This window comes from Clostridium porci (assembly GCF_009696375.1).
GTDB lineage: Bacteria > Bacillota > Clostridia > Lachnospirales > Lachnospiraceae > Enterocloster > Enterocloster porci.
This window is the reverse complement of sequence record NZ_VUMD01000003.1, coordinates 118149-135543: the sequence shown is the minus strand read 5'-3', so window position 1 is coordinate 135543 and position 17395 is coordinate 118149. Positions and strand designations below refer to the sequence as shown.

14 protein-coding genes are annotated in these 17395 nt (G+C 48.2%); 13 read left to right on the top strand and 1 reads right to left on the bottom strand.

Going from position 1 to position 17395, the window contains the following annotated elements:
• Window positions 1-28: 28 nt before the first annotated feature.
• The 12 genes from FYJ39_RS04395 (at window position 29) to FYJ39_RS04340 (ending at window position 14914) form a co-directional block, all read left to right on the top strand.
• Window positions 29-2329, top strand: a complete 2301-nt coding sequence (locus FYJ39_RS04395) for a glycosyltransferase family 39 protein (protein ID WP_154471239.1) — start codon at window positions 29-31, stop codon at window positions 2327-2329.
• 186 nt (window positions 2330-2515) lie between these two features.
• Window positions 2516-4387: a glycosyltransferase family protein gene (locus FYJ39_RS04390; protein ID WP_328597515.1), complete on the top strand. Its 1872-nt coding sequence runs from the start codon at window positions 2516-2518 to the stop codon at window positions 4385-4387.
• 57 nt (window positions 4388-4444) lie between these two features.
• Window positions 4445-5872 carry a hypothetical protein gene (locus FYJ39_RS04385; RefSeq protein ID WP_154471238.1) on the top strand — a complete coding sequence of 476 codons (1428 nt, stop codon included), beginning with the start codon at window positions 4445-4447 and terminating at the stop codon, window positions 5870-5872.
• A 47-nt stretch (window positions 5873-5919) separates the two neighbouring features.
• Window positions 5920-6699 carry a glucose-1-phosphate cytidylyltransferase gene (rfbF, locus tag FYJ39_RS04380; RefSeq protein WP_154471237.1) on the top strand — a complete coding sequence of 260 codons (780 nt, stop codon included), beginning with the start codon at window positions 5920-5922 and terminating at the stop codon, window positions 6697-6699.
• A gap of 3 nt (window positions 6700-6702) precedes the next feature.
• Window positions 6703-7818: a CDP-glucose 4,6-dehydratase gene (rfbG, locus tag FYJ39_RS04375; RefSeq protein ID WP_154471381.1), complete on the top strand. Its 1116-nt coding sequence runs from the start codon at window positions 6703-6705 to the stop codon at window positions 7816-7818.
• 27 nt (window positions 7819-7845) lie between these two features.
• Window positions 7846-9222: a lipopolysaccharide biosynthesis protein RfbH gene (gene rfbH, locus FYJ39_RS04370; protein WP_154471236.1), complete on the top strand. Its 1377-nt coding sequence runs from the start codon at window positions 7846-7848 to the stop codon at window positions 9220-9222.
• Between the two features lie 63 nt (window positions 9223-9285).
• On the top strand, window positions 9286-10134 hold the full coding sequence (locus FYJ39_RS04365) for a LicD family protein (protein WP_154471235.1): 849 nt from the start codon (window positions 9286-9288) through the stop codon (window positions 10132-10134).
• Complete coding sequence (locus FYJ39_RS04360) at window positions 10112-11122, top strand: glycosyltransferase family 2 protein (RefSeq protein ID WP_407923826.1); 1011 nt, start codon at window positions 10112-10114, stop codon at window positions 11120-11122. Before FYJ39_RS04365 ends, FYJ39_RS04360 begins: the two co-directional genes overlap by 23 nt.
• 251 nt (window positions 11123-11373) lie before the next feature.
• Window positions 11374-11994, top strand: a complete 621-nt coding sequence (locus FYJ39_RS04355; RefSeq protein ID WP_154471233.1) for a TetR/AcrR family transcriptional regulator — start codon at window positions 11374-11376, stop codon at window positions 11992-11994.
• Between the two features lie 40 nt (window positions 11995-12034).
• A complete protein-coding gene (locus tag FYJ39_RS04350) occupies window positions 12035-13267 on the top strand; it encodes a TolC family protein (RefSeq protein WP_154471232.1) in 1233 nt (410 codons plus the stop codon).
• A gap of 50 nt (window positions 13268-13317) precedes the next feature.
• On the top strand, window positions 13318-14541 hold the full coding sequence (locus tag FYJ39_RS04345; protein WP_154471231.1) for a TolC family protein: 1224 nt from the start codon (window positions 13318-13320) through the stop codon (window positions 14539-14541).
• 127 nt (window positions 14542-14668) lie between these two features.
• Entirely contained in the window at window positions 14669-14914 is a 246-nt protein-coding gene (locus FYJ39_RS04340; protein ID WP_154471230.1) for an HPr family phosphocarrier protein, read from the top strand.
• Between the two features lie 190 nt (window positions 14915-15104).
• Here the strand turns inward: FYJ39_RS04340 and FYJ39_RS04335 are convergent, their stop codons facing one another.
• A complete protein-coding gene (locus FYJ39_RS04335) occupies window positions 15105-16661 on the bottom strand; it encodes a BCCT family transporter (protein ID WP_154471229.1) in 1557 nt (518 codons plus the stop codon).
• Between the two features lie 184 nt (window positions 16662-16845).
• Here FYJ39_RS04335 and FYJ39_RS04330 point away from each other — a divergent pair, with 184 nt between their 5' ends.
• A complete protein-coding gene (locus FYJ39_RS04330) occupies window positions 16846-17388 on the top strand; it encodes a hypothetical protein (protein WP_154471228.1) in 543 nt (180 codons plus the stop codon).
• Window positions 17389-17395 lie beyond the last annotated feature (7 nt).

The window sequence follows — 17395 nt, the reverse complement described above, 5'->3', positions numbered from 1 at the left end:
TTAGGACGAAGGATTGGAACTATGATATATGAAAGACAGAGGCAGGCTTAAGAAAATGCTTCCGGCGGGGTTCGGGGCGATGGCAGCGGCTATACTGGCCATATCCTGTTATAGGGTTATGATAGCGGGGCCTTTGGCTCCTGTTCTTAAGGAGCGGCATACGATATATATGCTGGCGGAGGTGTCTGTTGTATTCCTGTGGAATGTTCTGTGGCTTTCCGGAACGGGAAGGAGAAGGCTCCAGGCTGCCGGTGTGCTGACGGGGCTCTTTGTATTTACGTGGTGTCACCAGATATTTTTGCCTGTTGTTGTATCAGGGCTTTATATGATTTTGCTGACAGCTATAGGCAGATGGGCCCTTAGCCTGTTTCTTGGAGACATTTACCTTCCTCCTGCGGGGGAGTTTTCCATGGGGCTGGTATTGGGAAGCGCCCTTTGGATGGTTGTAGTCTGCCTGGTATCCATGACCGGCCACGGAGGGCTGAAGCTATGGCGGCTGATTGCCGCAGGACTTGCCCTGCTTGCCGGAGCCGGGCAGCTTCTTAGGAAGAAGGAAGCGACTTTTAGATTTACATTTCAGAATATATGGCTTCCCAGAAAAAAGCATGAGGCCTGGCTTCTGGCCTTTATTATTACAATGGTGCTGCTTCAGGCAGGCCGTATGAATACAGAGCTGGATTATGATTCTCTTCATTACGGCCTGCGCTCCGCCTTTGTGCTGGATAACGGCAAGGGCATCTATGAAAATCTGGGAATGATCAATCTGGTATATACCTACAGCAAGGGGCTGGAGGTACTGCTTCTGCCATTAAGCGGAACGCCTACCTACGGCTTTGTGCTGGCTTTCTCTTTATGGGCCTCAGTTGGAGTTCTCCTTCTGATTTACCATATGGTGAGCGCCTTTGAGGGACGAGAGAGAGGACTTTTAGCAGCGGCATTGGGGGCGGCTGTTCCGGGAATTATGAATATGGCGGCTACGGCTAAAAATGATATGGTTACTCTGCTTCACCAGCTGATGATTTACTATTTTTTATCTCAGGCCTTGACCCAGGATAAGAAGAAGGACAGAATCCCATGGCTTTTGATGGCAGTGTCCGCATATCTTTTGACCATGGTATACAAGCCTACGGCTCTGGTTTTTTCTACCGCTTTGGGAGCAGCGGCTGTGCTCTGCCTAGTTTTAACCCGCAGGTTTACCTTGGGAAGTCCCAGAGGCTGGCTTTTGCTGGTGCTTCCGGCGGGAGCAGTGACAGGTCTTTGGTACCGCACCTATCAGATGACTGGAGTGCCTGTGACCTCCATCTTTGCCGGATTTTTTGAACGGCTTGGGTTTACAGTAACCTATCCCTTTGCCTTCACTCATGTAATCGGAGACCCGAGGGCTCTGAATACAGGGGAGAAGCTGGCCCGCCTGGCTTCCCGCATTGGGGAAATGCTTCTGGCTCCGGTTTCAGAGGATATGGATCATGTGATTATCGCCTGGGGAAGCGGCCTCATTACCTTTTTGCTGTTTGTGTGGATCGTTGGCGCCTGGAGGAATAAGGGAAGGGAAGCTGTGAAGGCGCTGGATTTTTTTGACCGCATGCTGATTCCGTCTCTGGGCCTTGTATGTGTAACAAGTATCTTTACTCTGTCTCAAGTAGATGGTAATTATTTTATTCTGTTTTATGCTCTGCTGATTGTTAGTTCCCTGCGTATGCTGGATACAGGGAGTGAGGGCGGAGAAGGGGAAGCCGGTTTAAGAAGCAGGGGCAGGGTTTTCGGATTGAAAAGGAAGCTGTATCTAATTCTGCTGCCCTTTCTTATATGCAGCGTTCCTCTCACCTGTGCTACAGGCTGGGCAGGAAATCCTGGCTTTACCCAGCCAAGGCTGAAGCACAAGGGGTATTTTGATCACAGGGCGGCTGCGGAAAAGAGGAGAGCCTTAAGGGGTTATTCCCAGCTGGCTCTTTGCTTTACACCTCGTACCAGGGTTCTTGCTTTCGGGAAGCATCCGGAAGTGCTGGAACTGCCCTGCTGTGTTCAGAGCTATTATGATGTGACAGGCAGCGGAGGAAATGTGTACCTGGTAAAAAAACTAGCTTATTTTGAGGACTTTCTCCAATATGCGGGTACGGAGTATTTTTTTGTGGAGTCTGGCTATCTGGCAGACCAGCCAAGAGCCTTGCAGATGATTGAGGATATGATTGCGGAGGGAAGCTTACGGGATCTCCGGTATGAATGGGGGAATATGGTGGCCAGGGTCACCCTGGGCGGGCCTGCCCCAAAGGAGCCGCAGCAGGCAGTGGCCCAGTTTCACGAGAATTACAGTATGCAGGGGTATCGTTGAAGCACATGTAAGCTGGGCGGCCTCCTTTGGATGGGTTCAGGTGATATAGCGCCATTACGGAGCATAGAGGCGGGGGAGAAGGCATAGCGATTAGTAAATGATAAAAAGAAGGACTTTGGGCCGGTACAGAGCCCGAAGAAAGCAGGCGTGCTCTTTGAAAGGGACAGGGAAAAGGAGGCGTATTGAGTGGAAGCAAAAGACAGACCAAGAGCCGGAATCGGATGCTCCAGAATGGAAAACCGGTATGAGTGGAAGGATCGTGTGATTTTTTTAGGCATTTTGACGGCCTTTGCCCTATGGGTGAACAGAGGGATAACCATTAAGGGACTTTATATGGACGATTTGTACTTCTGGTCCTGCTATGGGGAGCAGAGCTTTTTTCAGTATGTATTTCCGGTAGGAAGCACCCGGTTCCGGTTCCTCTATTATCTGGCAGCCTGGCTGGAAATGGCAGTTGTGGGAAATCATGTAGGCTGGTTTGTGCCTGTGAATATCCTCCTGAATGCCGGTTTATCCTGGACCATTTATTTTATCGGACGGCGCCTTTCCGGCTCCAAGGGGGTAGGGCTACTCTGTGGTATTTTGTTCCTGTCCAGCCGCATGGCCTATTATCAAATCGGCCAGGTGCTGGGGCTTATGGAAACCATGGGGCTGTGGATGGGGCTGTGGATTTTTTGGAACCTGTACCGTTATCTCAATGAAGTCAAAAAGGAGAGGCGAAGTCTCTTTATCTATTGGGCATGTATCTTGTATACTGGAGTCTGTTTTGTTCATGAGAGGTATATGGCTCTGTTTCCGGCAGTGCTTCTGGTTCTGCTGGCAAAGAAGAGCAGAAAGGTTTTTGAATGGGCGGCTGCGGCAGTCTCCTTTCTGTTGGTTCAGGTGATTCGAGCTGTGACTATCGGAAGCGTTCTTCCGGCTGGAACGGGAGGAACCCAGGTGGCCGATACCTTTCGTGTAAAAGAGGCTCTGGGATATGCTCTGAGCCAGATTGCCTATGTTTTTGGCATGAATATGGGGCCGGAGCATCTAAATGGCCTTCCCTGGGCGGAGAGTCCTGCATTTATAAAGCTTCTGGTTCTTTTGGCAGATGGCTTTATCCTTGTACTGGTGGTAGGCTTTCTGTGGAAGTTGGTTAAGGAAAAGGACAAGGCTCACAGAGCGGCTGTTATCTGGAATTCCCTTTTGTTTATCCTGTTTATTGCCTTGTGTATTGCCTCCTCCAGCGTTACCATTCGTGTGGAAATGCGGTGGATTTACGTTTCATACGCATTGGCCCTTCTTTTTCTGGCTTATATGTATGGGGAGCTGACAAGGGGCGTGAAGGAAGAACTGTATCTGAAACGGCTGTGGCCCTGGGGGGCGGCATTTGCCTGCTATGTGGTTCTCATGCTTCCCGTAGAGCTGTTCTATCGGGGATATTATCCCCGGCTCTATCTGTGGCCCAGCCAGATGCGTTATAACTCGCTGGCAGAAGAAACCTATGAGAAATACGGGGATGAGCTGTTTGGAAAGACCATCTATATCATCGGCAACAGCTATGAGATGAGCGACTTTACTGCCAGAACCTTTTTTAAGGTATTTGACAAGGAGAGGAAGGCAGAGGGAACCAGCGTTGTATGGATAGACAGTATCCGCGATATTGGACTGGTGGACGATTCTATGCTGGTGCTGCGGGAGGCTCCGGACTATAATGGGTTCCAGGATGTGACGGATTTTGTCAGGGAGTTAAAGCTTCAGGTTGAGTATGGCTATTATGATGACGGGTGGATGGATGAACACGCGGCTCTGACTGTGATGGCAGGAAAGGAGGGCTTTATTGATCTGGAGATCCGTTTCCCCGGCGTGATGGAAGGGGGAGAAGGCGTTGAGCTTACAGTAGACGGCGGAAGTGTTCGGAAAATCCCTGTGCGCTCAAGTGTTGTTGAGACATCCATTGAGGCGGAACCATGGCAGATGGTGCGTCTGGAATTTTCCTATAATTTCTATATGCAGGACGCCCAGGAGCAGCGGGGAGATGAACGGCTGGCAGCCATTGTGCAAATGAAGGTTCGTTAAATGAGGCTCATTGCTGACAAAGAGGGATGTTTAGACTGGGATTAAGGAGAGGGGATCATGAACACAGAACGTAAACGAACAATGCTATACTGGGCTATTCCCCTTCTTGGGGCGGCCTTTTGTCTCTGGTACGTGAAAAATGCCACCTGTGATGTGGTATACTCTGATTATATCCGTCTGGTAAATAGTTATCTGCCCGATATATACAATCCGAAGAAATTCTTCGTACCCGACATACTGACCAGAATTCCCATCAACTATCTGTGCAGAATCGTCAATGTGGAGCTTTTTGGCTTTTCCGTAACTTTGGAACGGGTGCTGGGGGTTGTAAGCCTGGGGTTGGCAGGCTGGGTATTTGGAAGCTACTGCATATGCCGCAGGGTGGGCCTGGGCTGGTTTGCACTTCTCATGGCTGTAATGTTCAGCCTGAACAAATGGGAAATGCTGACCAACGGCAGCGGTTGGTCCCACTTTTTTGCGTTCGCCTGCTTTTATTATCATGAGCTGGTTTTAGACAGAGTATGGGCGGGAGTAGAAAAAAAAGGCGATCGGGTAAGGCTTATGGCTCTTCCCTGGCTTATTATACTTGGGACGTCGGGACCCTACTGCGCTATTTATGCAGTGACGCTGCTGCTATCTTACGGCTTCTGCTTTCTGCGCGGTTATCAGCGCAGAAGGGGAAGCGGTCCGGCTTCTAAAGCCTGGGATATACGTTACCTTGCCTATATGGCATGTACTCTGATTCCTCTTCTTCTCTATATATGGAGCAATTCCATGGCAGTAGAGGAGCACGCCGGAGCTACAGGGCGTTCTCTGGGCGTTATTCTGGCTGAAAATCCCACATTTTTAGTGCGATTTCTCCTTAAATCCTTCGCCGGAATGCTGATAGGAGGCGAGGAGTTGAAACAATGGATGGAGGCCGGAGCCTTAAGTAATTCCATGTGCTGCTTAATCGGCCTTTTTGTGGTCTGTGGCTATCTGCTTGCTCTGTGGCTCAACCTGCGCTGCCGCCTTTACGAGACAACTCTGATGCCCATGATGCTTTTAGTTGGAGGCGGGTTAAACCATGTGCTTATCTTTGCGTCCCGTTATATATTTGAGCAGGACAACTACGCCTTAAGCTCCCGCTATGCGCTCCAGTTCCAGGTGGGAATCCTGGGAATCCTTCTCACCTTCGCCCTCACATGGAAGCTGGAAGGCCGGGGCAGGCCTCTGGTACGAAGCCTTATGGCTGTATTCTGCCTTGCAATCCTTCTTGGAAATGGTTATACTACTTATCGTGAGTTGAAGAAAGCTCCTAGCCGGGAAGCCCGTTTTGAAGAAAAAGCGGCTCTTGCTCTGGAAATCCCCTATATGACGAAGGAGGAGCTGGAGGCCAGGGCGGATGAGTTGGAATGTATATACGAGTATCGAAAAGGTGTGGATCAGATACAAAAGGCATTCCGTATATTACTAGATAACCACTTGAATATTTTCAGGCAATAATTAGGCAATCAAACGCAGCATACCCGTAATACAATGGAGGAAAATCAATGAAAGTCGTAATTTTAGCAGGAGGACTTGGAACCAGAATCAGCGAGGAAAGCCACTTAAAGCCAAAGCCCATGATCGAAATTGGCGGCAGGCCCATCCTGTGGCACATTATGAAATATTATTCTCAGTTTGGGTTCCACGACTTTATAATCTGCCTTGGATATAAGCAGTATGTAGTGAAGGAATTTTTCGCAGATTACTTCCTTCACACCTCCGATGTAACCTTTGATCTTGCCAACAACAAAATGGAGGTTCATAACAATTACTCGGAGCCGTGGAAGGTAACGCTGGTAGATACAGGGCTTCGCACAATGACAGGAGGCCGAGTAAAGAGGATACAGTCCTTTATCGGAAGTGAGCCCTTTATGCTGACCTATGGTGATGGCGTTTCCAACGTAGATTTAAGGGCATTGCTTCAATTTCACCAGTCTCATGGAAGAACAGCTACCATCACTACTGTAAACATTGGCCAGATGAAAGGGGTTCTGGATATTGACGGCAATAACACAATCCTGTCCTTCCGTGAGAAGGAGGACGATGACGGCGCTCTGATTAACGGCGGCTTTATGGTACTAAATCCTGAGATATTTAACTATTTAAAGGATGATACTACTGTATTTGAAAAAACGCCCATGCAGCGTCTGGCAGCAGAAGGACAGCTTAAGTCCTTTTATCACAGCGGTTTCTGGCAGTGCATGGATACCCAGAGAGAGATGAATAAGCTGGAGGCTCTGTGGCAGTCCGGAAAGGCTCCATGGAAGATTTGGGAGGATTCATAAGTGATGACAATGAAAGAGCTGGAGCATTTTTACAGGGGAAAAAGGGTGCTGGTAACAGGACACACGGGCTTTAAGGGCTCCTGGCTTTGCCGTATTCTGATTCTTGCAGGAGCCAGGGTCACAGGCTATTCCTTAAGGCCCCCCACAGATCCAAGCCTCTTTGAGATAGTGGGGCTGGAGGACGGCATGGATAGCGTTACCGGCGATATACGTGACAGAACACATTTACAGGAGGTATTTAAAAGGGTGAGGCCGGAGATCGTATTCCACCTGGCGGCTCAGCCCATTGTCCGGGACTCCTACAAAGACCCTGTCTATACCTACGAGACAAACGTAATGGGGACTGTGAATGTTTTAGAGTGCGCGCGTCTGACAGACAGCCTCCGCTCTCTTCTGAACGTGACGACGGATAAGGTGTACGAAAACAGGGAGTGGGAATACGGCTACCGGGAGTGCGATCCGCTGGACGGTTATGATCCCTATTCCAACAGCAAGTCCTGTTCCGAGCTGGTGACCCATAGCTACCAGAGGTCCTTTTTTCAGGAGAGGAACTGTGCTATATCCACTTCCCGGGCGGGAAATGTAATCGGAGGCGGAGATTTTGCCAATGACCGGATTATTCCGGACTGCGTCAGGGCCGCAGCCTTTGGCCGGGATATTATTGTACGAAATCCTCATTCCGTACGGCCATATCAGCTGGTTCTGGAGCCTTTGGCAGCATATCTCACCATAGCGATGAAGCAGTATGAGGACAGGGCGCTACAGGGATACTATAACGTAGGGCCGGAGGATAAGGACTGCGTTACCACCGGAGAGCTGGTAAATGAGTTCTGCCAAATATGGGGACAGGGCTGCAGCTGGGTGAATCAATATGATGGGGGGCCTCATGAGGCTAATTTTTTGAAGCTGGACTGCTCCAGGATAAAGGCGGTCTTTGGCTGGAAGCCCAGGTATGGGGTCAAGGAGGCCATTCAGAGGACGGTGGAGTGGTCCAGGGCATATCTGGAGGGAGAGGATATGCTGGAAGTGACAGATGGTCAGATTCTGGAATTTTTCAACGGATATGATAATCAGAATGGTAGAAGAGGGAATGAGCCATCTGAGGCTTCCATAACTTAAAATGAAGATTGAAAAGAGGAGAACGACATGAAGTTTGAGCATAAAACAGAAGCAGAGGCAAGAAAGGAAATTCTGGAGCTGGTGGCAGAGTATTGCGATACCTACCATAACCAGAAGAAAGCGTTTAGGGAGGGGGACAGAATTTCCTACGCTTCCCGCGTATATGATCATGAGGAGATGGTGAATCTGGTGGACAGCTCTCTGGAATTTTGGCTTACCTCCGGCAGGTACACAAGCTCCTTTGAGGGGAAGCTGGCAGATTATCTGGGCGTGCGCTACTGCAGCCTGGTAAATTCCGGCTCCTCCGCGAACCTGACTGCTTTTATGACATTGACGTCTCCCCTTCTTGGAGAACGCCGTGTTAAGAGGGGAGATGAGGTTATTACGGTCGCCTGCGGCTTCCCTACTACGGTGGCCCCTGTGATTCAATATGGAGCAGTACCTGTGTTTGTAGATGTGACCATTCCTCAGTACAATATTGATGTGGACAAACTGGAGGCCGCTCTGTCTGAAAAGACAAAGGCAGTGATGATTGCCCATACGCTGGGAAATCCCTTCGATTTAAAGGCAGTGAAGGCCTTCTGCCACAAGCATGGACTGTGGCTGGTAGAGGATAACTGCGATGCTCTAGGAAGCCAGTATGCCATTGAGGAGGATGGAGAGCTGGTGAACAAATTCACCGGAACCATAGGCGATATTGGCACCTCCAGCTTCTATCCGCCCCATCACATGACCATGGGGGAGGGAGGCGCCGTTTACACAAACAACGGGCTGTTAAACAAGATTATCCGCTCCATCCGTGACTGGGGACGTGACTGTGCGTGTCCTTCCGGCCGGGATAATCTCTGCGGACACCGGTTTGACAAGCAATACGGAGAGCTTCCCCTGGGATACGACCATAAGTATGTTTACTCCCATTTTGGGTATAACCTAAAGGTAACGGATATGCAAGCTGCCATCGGCTGCGCCCAGCTTAAGAAAATCCCGTCCTTTGTGGAACGCCGCCGCCATAATTTTGATCGCCTAAGAGCCGGTCTTAAGGAAGCACAGGATAAGCTGATTCTCCCTGAGCCCTGCCCTAATTCCCGCCCCAGCTGGTTCGGATTTCTCATTACCTGCAAGGAGGGGGTAAGCCGGAACCAGGTGGTTCAGTATGTGGAAAGCAAAGGTGTTCAGACCCGTATGCTGTTTGCCGGCAACCTGACTAAGCACCCATGCTTTGATGAAATGCGGGCAGCAAAAACCGGCTTCCGGATCGTAGGACAGCTTGCCAATACAGACCGGATTATGAGAGATACCTTCTGGGTAGGCTTATATCCTGGCATGACAGACGAGATGATAGACTATATGGCTAAGGTTATCAGAGAAGCAGTCGCAGTTCAGACAGAACATAATGACAGATAAATAATAGCCGGAATTTCCAGAGGAGTTATAAGGGAGGTTCGGCGGTCATAAGGAGCGGGGAAAATGGCAGTATCATATGATATGAGCAGGGTTCATGAGGCTAATCTTAAGCTATTAAAGGAAGTGGATCGCATCTGCCGCAAGTATAAGATCAGATATGCCCTGGATGCAGGGACTCTCATAGGGGCAGTACGCCATAAGGGCTTTATTCCATGGGACGACGATGCGGACGTGGCATTTACAAGAACAAATTTTGACGCATTTATGAAGGTAGTGAAAAGGGAACTGCCGGATACTATGGAGCTTGCAGAGCCAGACAGCTACCGGGAAGGGAGGGCGTTTTACGACTTTACCCCCAGGCTCCTCTATAAGAACAGCCGGTGCCATGCAGACAGTGGGTTTATGGAATTTTACGACGGGAAGCTGAACCACCTGTGGGTAGATCTGTTTGTCATTGATAAGCTGCCTTCATCCAGGGCAGGGGCAGAGCTGACCCGCTTTCTTCATAAGACAGTGTATGGTCTGGCGATGGGGCACAGATATAACCTGGATTTTAAAAAGTACAGTCCTCTTCATAAGCTATTTGTAAGCGGACTTGCCTCTGTGGGCCGTTTGCTTCCTATGAAAATGCTCTTTGCCGTTCAAAAGGCTCTGGCAGTCAAGGACAGAAAGAGCCGCGGAAACAAGCGCTATTACAGTAATTATCAGCCGGATTTCCTTTATGTGACTTTGGATAGCCAGTGGTGCGAGGAGGTGGAGGATGTCCCCTTTGAGGATACAGTCCTCATGATTCCCAAGGGCTGGCATCAGATTCTGACTGAGGTATACGGGGATTATAAGAAACTGCCTCCTGAGGAGGAGCGTGTGCCTTCCCATTCTAGTCAGGAGATTGAGGTTTTGGATTCGCTTTAAATGCGGCCTGGGAAAGAAAGAGACAGACCGGAAAAAGAAAGGACTGCATACAGAGTTCATGGAAAAATTGTTATCAGTTGTGGTATCGGTTTATAACGAAGAAAAAGCATTGGAGGAATTTTACAGAGAGACTACAGGTGTGCTGGACACAACCTCCTGGGATTATGAGCTTATATTTGTAAATGACGGCAGCACAGACGGTAGTCTGAAGGTGCTGGCCCATCTGGCAGAATCAGACTTCAGGGCAAAGATTGTCAGCTTTTCAAGAAACTTCGGCCATGAGGCAGCTATGATTGCAGGTCTGGATTACAGCAGGGGTGACGCAATTATCTGCATGGACGCGGATCTTCAACACCCTCCGGAATGTATTCCGGGTATTCTGAAGCTGTTTGAGGAGGGCTATGAGGTAATTAACATGGTCCGCACCAGGAATAAGACGGCGGGCCTTATAAAAAATATTACCTCCTCTGGTTTTTACTGGCTGATCAATCACATTTCAGACGTGCATTTTGAGGCTAATGCTTCAGACTTCTTTGCTGTAAGCCGTCCTGTAGCCCAGGTGTTAAAGAATAATTACAGGGAGAAGGTACGGTTTCTCAGGGGATATGTCCAGAATGTAGGGTTTAAAAAGACAACCATGGAATATGAGGCTAGGGCCAGAGTGGCGGGAGAGAGTAAATACAGCATGAAGAAGCTTTTTGTTTTTTCCCTTAATACCATTTTGTGCTTTTCAAATATGCCCTTAAAGCTTGGGATTTATGCAGGAATTTTCTCCGCCCTTCTGGGACTGGCGGTGATGGCCTACACTCTGCTGACCCGCAGGGGAGCGCCCAGCGGTTACGCCACTATCGTAGTGCTAATCTGCTTTATGTTTGCCATGATGTTTGTGCTTATCGGCATTATTGGCGAGTATATCGCCATACTGTTCAGTGAATTAAAGGACCGTCCGGTGTATATCGTGGAGCGGACAGAAAATATAGACAGATAAAAGAGATGGAGACGTTTGACCAATCATTGGCATAACGCTCAAGAGGGCTGTCCTGAAGATGTAATGAAAGGACAGCCTCTTTCTTGTTTATGGAAATTTAATGGTTCCTTTCTTGACAATTACATCCAAAGGTGTTTATAATTGGATTCATGACAAATTGTCATAATGACACTGTGTCATTTATTAGGCTTGAAAAATAAGTCTGCAAGTAAGCGATCATATACCAAAGATAACAAGGAGGCAGCTGCTTTATGCCTACACAACGTTTTTTAAAACTGAAGGATGAAAAAAAGCGGGTTATACTGGAGGCCGCGGTTCATGAGTTTTCCAGGGTTCCTTATTCGGCTGCATCTATCAATCAGATTATAAAGGAGGCCGGTATCTCCAGAGGAAGCTTTTATACATATTTTGCGGATAAGGACGATCTGATGCAGTATATGCTCCGGGGATTCAGGGACAGCTTTCAGGATAAGGTAATAGAAGCTCTTAAGAAGGAAGAGGGGAATCCCTTTGCTGTACCTGTCAATCTGCTGAAGGCTGTGATGAAAAAAGGGGAAAACGGTCTGGGCTATAAGATGTATAAAAATATGCTGTCCGATCTGAATATGGTGAATCAGAATTATCTATTTGGCATCCGGGGAGTATGGCTGCAGGATGAGGACTATCAGGAATTTTGCCGGAGGTTCTATGGAGGCATCGATAAGAATACTTATGCCATCCAGGAGGAGCTCCTTCCCTATTTTGTGGATATGGCTATGGTAATCAGCATGAAGGCGTTGGCCCTATACTATAAAAATGTTGTGGAGAGAGAGAGGCTTTTGAAGGTTGTGGAAAAGGAAATGCTTGTATTGGAAAAGGGTGTTTGTAAGTAACCTAATCACATACTGATTTCATACAAAAAGGAGAAATATTATGAAAGTTAGCAGAATCAGGAAATACGGAAACCAGGGGACGGCGATTCTGGCGGCTACGGCCATTGCAGCTATGACGCCGATGACTGCCTGGGCTACACTGGCTACTAAGCCTGAGGATAACTTTGCGGTAGCAGAGCCTGTGGCTCCTGATATCAGTAAAAATTTAAGCCCGGAATTTGCTTATTCCCAGGATAAATGGGCTTCCCTAAGGGACAATGTACTGGAGTATAATGAGATTGCAGACCTGATCCATGAGTATAACCCTACGGTACGAAGCAACCGTTTCAGCTATAATGATCAGAAGAACAAGGATTTAACGGATATTTGGAAGGAATTAATGGATGACGCCATGGATCTTTGGGATCAGGCCGACGCCGCGTATTCGGATGATGCCATGAGCAGAGTGTCCTCCGCTATGTCTGAGTACGCCGGCAACAACTTGGCAAAGATGGCGGATAATAACTATATGGATGCAGATATGTACAAGGTGGCCTATGACAAAACTGAGGCTAACTTGGTGTATCAGGCTCAGCAGCTGATGGCATCCTATGAGGTTTCTGCTTATAGTTTGGAGAATTTAAATGCCAACAGAGCGCTGGCTCAGGCTTCCTACGAAGCAGCGGCTGCCAATCAGGCTGTAGGCAATGCCACACAGCTGGATGTTCTCACTGCTCAAAAAAACGTACAGGATATCGATGCCAGTATATTGGCTGCCAAGAAGGCTGCCGGCAATGTTCACCGGAATCTGTGTCTGATGCTTGGCTGGGCTGTAGACGGGCAGCCGGAAATCCGCAAGGTGCCGGAGCCTGATTTAGCCCGGATAGCCGCAATGAATCCTGAGGCAGACAAAGAGGGAGCGATTGCCAGCAACTATGATATCAAGAGCAACGAGTTAAAGCTTAAAAATGTGTCGACCAACGATTTAAGGGCAGCCGCCCAGGCTGATATTGACGCGGGAAAGGACACAGTATACAACAATTTAAAAAACCAGTACAACGCAGTTTTGGATGCCAGGGATGAGCTGGAGGCGGCCAATACCAGACTCCAGCTTGAGACTGTGAATATGAGCAGCGCCAATGCCAATGCGGCAGCAGGTAATATCAGCAATCTGGCCCTGATTCAGCAGCAGACTGCCTTCACCACAGCCCAGAACGAAGTGGAGACAGCCAAGCTGCAGCTTTTCCTTGCGATGGAACAGTATGACTGGATAAAAAAGGGTCTTACGTTCTAAGAATGTTAGCGGCAGAAGCACATACTTACAGGAAAGGAATGATGACATCCATGATGAAACGGTATAGAAATCCGGTCAGGCTGGCGGCTGTGTCTTTGGCGTTTGCTTTGACAGGCAGCCTTACAGCCCTGGCTCTGCCGGAGGAAGGGCCAAATACGGAGTATGAGGCGGCCTTAGCACGGCTTCAGGATAATCAGCTGGAGTACGATGAGCTGGAGGAGCTTGTTAAGAATTATTATGGTCCCATAAAGTCTGCTTACGATATGCTGACTGACACTGGAGATATGGAGCTGGTAGCGGAGCTTATGTACAACGCTGCTGATGATTTAAAGGATCAGGCTGATGATTTGGAGGACGCGATTAAGGCTGGCCAGGTTGCCGGAGGCGATATGGAAGATGCGGTTATTGGCATTATGACAAACAAGATGACGGCTAAGGCTTACCGCAAAAGCGCAGACAGCATGAGCCGCAATATCGATCTGTCTACAAGGCCTTCAAGATTGAAATCAGCTCAGCGGGGGGTTAACAAGATCGTCTATAGTCTACAGTCCGCTATGAACGGCTACGAGCAGATCATGGCTAACCGTGCAGTGGCAGCCAAGGGAGTGGAAATCGCAGAAACAGCCAGAAGCATCCAGCAGACCATGCAGGCCCAGGGTCTGGCTGTGGACGCGGGAGTCTTAAGCGCCGCCTCCACCCTGTCCTCATCCAAAGCCCAGCTGGCAGCCCTTGACACACAGGCAGAAAGCATCAAAAAGAGCCTTTGCAGCATGACCGGCTGGGGCGCAGAAGGGAATCCGGTCATAGGACCGGTGCCGTCAGCGGATGTGGCGGCTATTGCTGAGATTGATGTGAATGCAGACAAGGAAAGGGCTGTAAATAACAATTATGACCTTATATCCTTAAGAACCAGCAAGGGCGGCGGTATGGATCAGATCGAACAGGCTACAACTAAGTCTACCACACAGATAAAGAATAAAATACAAAACGTGGCATACAGCGAGGAGATGGTCCGTTCCGATATTCAAAGGCTCTATGATGATATTGTGGAAAAGAAGGCTTCCTATGATGCCTCCTCCACCGAGCTCCAGAACGCTCAGATGATCTGGGATGCAGCCCAGATACGCAAACAAAACGGATCGATCAGCCAGATTGAATATCTCCAGCAGGAGCTGGCCTACCTCCAGGCACAGGCTTCCCTGCGCTGTGCAGACCTGAATCTGAGACAGTCTATGGAGAACTATAATTGGGCTGTAAAAGGCCTGAGTATCTAAGGCTTTTGCTTTCTGCCTCTTGCATATTCTCAAGAAACGTGTTATTCTGTCTATAAGAAAGGTATGTAAATGAGTCGAGGGAAGGTGGAACAGGTAGTCGGTTTTGTTTTTGAATTGAGGTGATTCTATGTTAACCAGACAAGTTGACAGCAGGGAGAAGGTCTTAAGGCCTATTCCTATTTCTTACTTGATTCAGACAGCGAATCAGTTTGACTGCGACATCTATGTAACCAGTGAAGAGACCACAGCCAATGTTAAGAGCTATGATGAGGTAATGAATCTCTGCCTTAACGGATATCTGACATTTTGCTTTAAGGGAAGTGACGAGTCAGAAGCAAAAGACAGGATTCAGAGTATACTCTGGAAGTGTTGATAAGGAGCGCATGCAACTATGTTGCGCAATTATTAAGATACCGCTGCAATATAAAAATCAGATAGGATTGAGCAAGATCAGCCTCGAAGCAACTAAAGAACACGGCTCCAGATAGCTTTTTACAGCGATTGGAACCGTGTTTTTTGTGCAGCATCTTCGTGAAAAGCAGTTTAGAAGCAGTCCATTTGATTTATCCGTGGTTTGATTCTATTTCTTCATGATCCAGGTAATGCCTGGCATCCTTAAAGAAGCTCCATACAATCAGGAAAATAATGAATCCAATAGGAAATGCCGCGATAATGGACACTGTCTGGAGATTTGTCATGGAGTTTTCAGAGAAAATCAGGGCAATAGGGAGCAGCATCAGCATAACGGCCCAGAACAGCTTGACTCCTTTATCAGGCTCCCTGTCAGCCTCTAGGGCCTTATAGGAGTAAGAGCTGGCAACTATGGTGAGGGCATCAAAGGATGTGGCGTAAAATGCAATCATGGTAACTGCCAGCAGAGCCAGTCCAGCCTTAGCCAGAGGCATAGTCTCGAAAACCGCAAGAATCGTCTGATATAAATTTCCGGTCTGCGAATAAAAACCTAAAAGATCCAGCTTTCCGTGTGCTTGAAGTCCCAGTCCATAGTTTCCTAATATGATGAAGGAAGTAAAAGTACCTGCCAGTCCGAAAAAGTATCCTCCCAGAACGGTCTGGCGGATGGTCCTTCCCTTACTGATCGTTCCGATAAAGAATGGAGTTGCCACACACCATACCATCCAGTACGCCCAATAGAAGATAGTCCAGTTCTGAGGAAAGGAGGAGGAGCGCAGGGAGTCGGTCCAGGTGGACATGCTAATAAAATTCTGAGCCAGATTTCCAATGGAGGTAATTCCTGTTTCAATTATGAAGCGTTTTTCTCCGCCCCAAAAGAAGAAATAGGCCAAAAGCGCAAAGAACAGATACACACAGGAGGCAGCCAGTTTGGCAACGCCCTCCATTCCGAAGTAAACGGCCAGAGTGTAAACGACACATATAACGACCAGAATTGCGATGGTTAACAGATTGCTCTCTGCTATGCCCAATACCCGGCTCAGAGCAGAGGAAAGCAGGGGCGTGGCCAGAGAAAAGGTAGTGGCAGTTCCGGCCAACAGGGCAAATACGGCTGTCAGATCAATAAGCTTGCCCCAGATTCCGTCTACACGCTTTCCCAGGAGGGCACGGCAGGCTTCAGAGTATTTCTGCTTGCTGCGCTTGCGCACATGGATCATAAAGCCGAAGCATACAGCCAGAATCATGTAAAAGCTCCAGGGTATGGGCCCCCAGTGAAAGAGGGGATAGGTGGCAGCCCAATCCTGCATAGCGCCCATATCTGCAATACGGGGTTCTTCTGCATAGAGTATCCATTCGCATAGTGAATAGAACAGTATGTCCGCGGCGAGGCCGGCTGTAAACATCATGGAGCCCCACTGGAAGGATGTGTACTGAGGCTTCTCGTTCCTTCCCAGCCTAATTTTTCCGTATTTGGAAAATGCCATATAGAGAGAGCATAGGAAGGCCCCCAGCCCCATAATCAGATAATAGCTTCCAAGCTGGTCGCCCAGAAAGAAACGGATGGCTTCCAGAATTGAAGTGGAGTCATCAGGGAATACCATAAACAGGAAGCACAGGCTTACAATGGCACAAAAGGGTATCAGCGTAGTAATCCAGTCCAGACGCTTTTCCAAGCGCAGTTCACCAGATGCAGGTTTACATGTTCTCATAAAGAACCTCCTATTTGTTCAAAAATTTATAAATACAAATTATATTGAACATATTAGCACCAGCTTACGGAAAAATCAAGTCCCTTTTGTAAAAACTTCAATAATATTGTAAGAAAAAAAAACTGTTAAAAAGGGACAAACTTCGTTATAATAGTACCGTTGATAAAAAGGAGGGTTTTTTAGAATGAAATATCTGAAAAAGCGATCATTGATTATACTGGCTTTTGCAGCAATATTGAGCGGATGCACTCAAAGTAATATTGTATCCCCGTCTTCAGGCTTGGTTGAGGGGGATGGACAGCCGGACCTGGAGGTTACCAAGGATATTCCCATTGACTGGGTGGAAGTAACCAACGATGTAAGGGAGGTATATATGGAACCCTACGGCCCCTTTGCCAGCTACGTGATGGATATGGCTATTTCCTATGATTCAGACAGCAAAACAGTAAAGGTACTCCTTCCGGTGACTCACAAAACTACGCCGGAGATTGCCGCTCGCTACGGAGAAGCGATTTTAAAAACGGCAGGAGCCTCCATAGCAACCCAGAATTTCTACTATGAAGCGCCGGATGAGGCCAGCGACGAAGTATATTATGGAAGCTATTTCGATGAGAATAATGTTCTGGTTCAGGTATTTTTCTATGACGAAGAGGGAAATGAGGACTCTTACCTTGTTAATGACACTATGAAGGCCGGAGAACAGAGAGCCCTGGTGCCACGGGCTTAATAAGGAG

Coding starts and splice junctions, on each gene's coding strand:
- FYJ39_RS04395 (WP_154471239.1), top strand. CDS start 29: ATGAAAGACAGAGGCAGGCTTAAGAAAATGCTTCCGGCGGGGTTCGGG.
- FYJ39_RS04385 (WP_154471238.1), top strand. CDS start 4,445: ATGAACACAGAACGTAAACGAACAATGCTATACTGGGCTATTCCCCTT.
- rfbF (WP_154471237.1), top strand. CDS start 5,920: ATGAAAGTCGTAATTTTAGCAGGAGGACTTGGAACCAGAATCAGCGAG.
- rfbG (WP_154471381.1), top strand. CDS start 6,703: ATGACAATGAAAGAGCTGGAGCATTTTTACAGGGGAAAAAGGGTGCTG.
- rfbH (WP_154471236.1), top strand. CDS start 7,846: ATGAAGTTTGAGCATAAAACAGAAGCAGAGGCAAGAAAGGAAATTCTG.
- FYJ39_RS04365 (WP_154471235.1), top strand. CDS start 9,286: ATGGCAGTATCATATGATATGAGCAGGGTTCATGAGGCTAATCTTAAG.
- FYJ39_RS04355 (WP_154471233.1), top strand. CDS start 11,374: ATGCCTACACAACGTTTTTTAAAACTGAAGGATGAAAAAAAGCGGGTT.
- FYJ39_RS04350 (WP_154471232.1), top strand. CDS start 12,035: ATGAAAGTTAGCAGAATCAGGAAATACGGAAACCAGGGGACGGCGATT.
- FYJ39_RS04345 (WP_154471231.1), top strand. CDS start 13,318: ATGATGAAACGGTATAGAAATCCGGTCAGGCTGGCGGCTGTGTCTTTG.
- FYJ39_RS04340 (WP_154471230.1), top strand. CDS start 14,669: ATGTTAACCAGACAAGTTGACAGCAGGGAGAAGGTCTTAAGGCCTATT.
- FYJ39_RS04335 (WP_154471229.1), bottom strand. CDS start 16,661: ATGAGAACATGTAAACCTGCATCTGGTGAACTGCGCTTGGAAAAGCGT.
- FYJ39_RS04330 (WP_154471228.1), top strand. CDS start 16,846: ATGAAATATCTGAAAAAGCGATCATTGATTATACTGGCTTTTGCAGCA.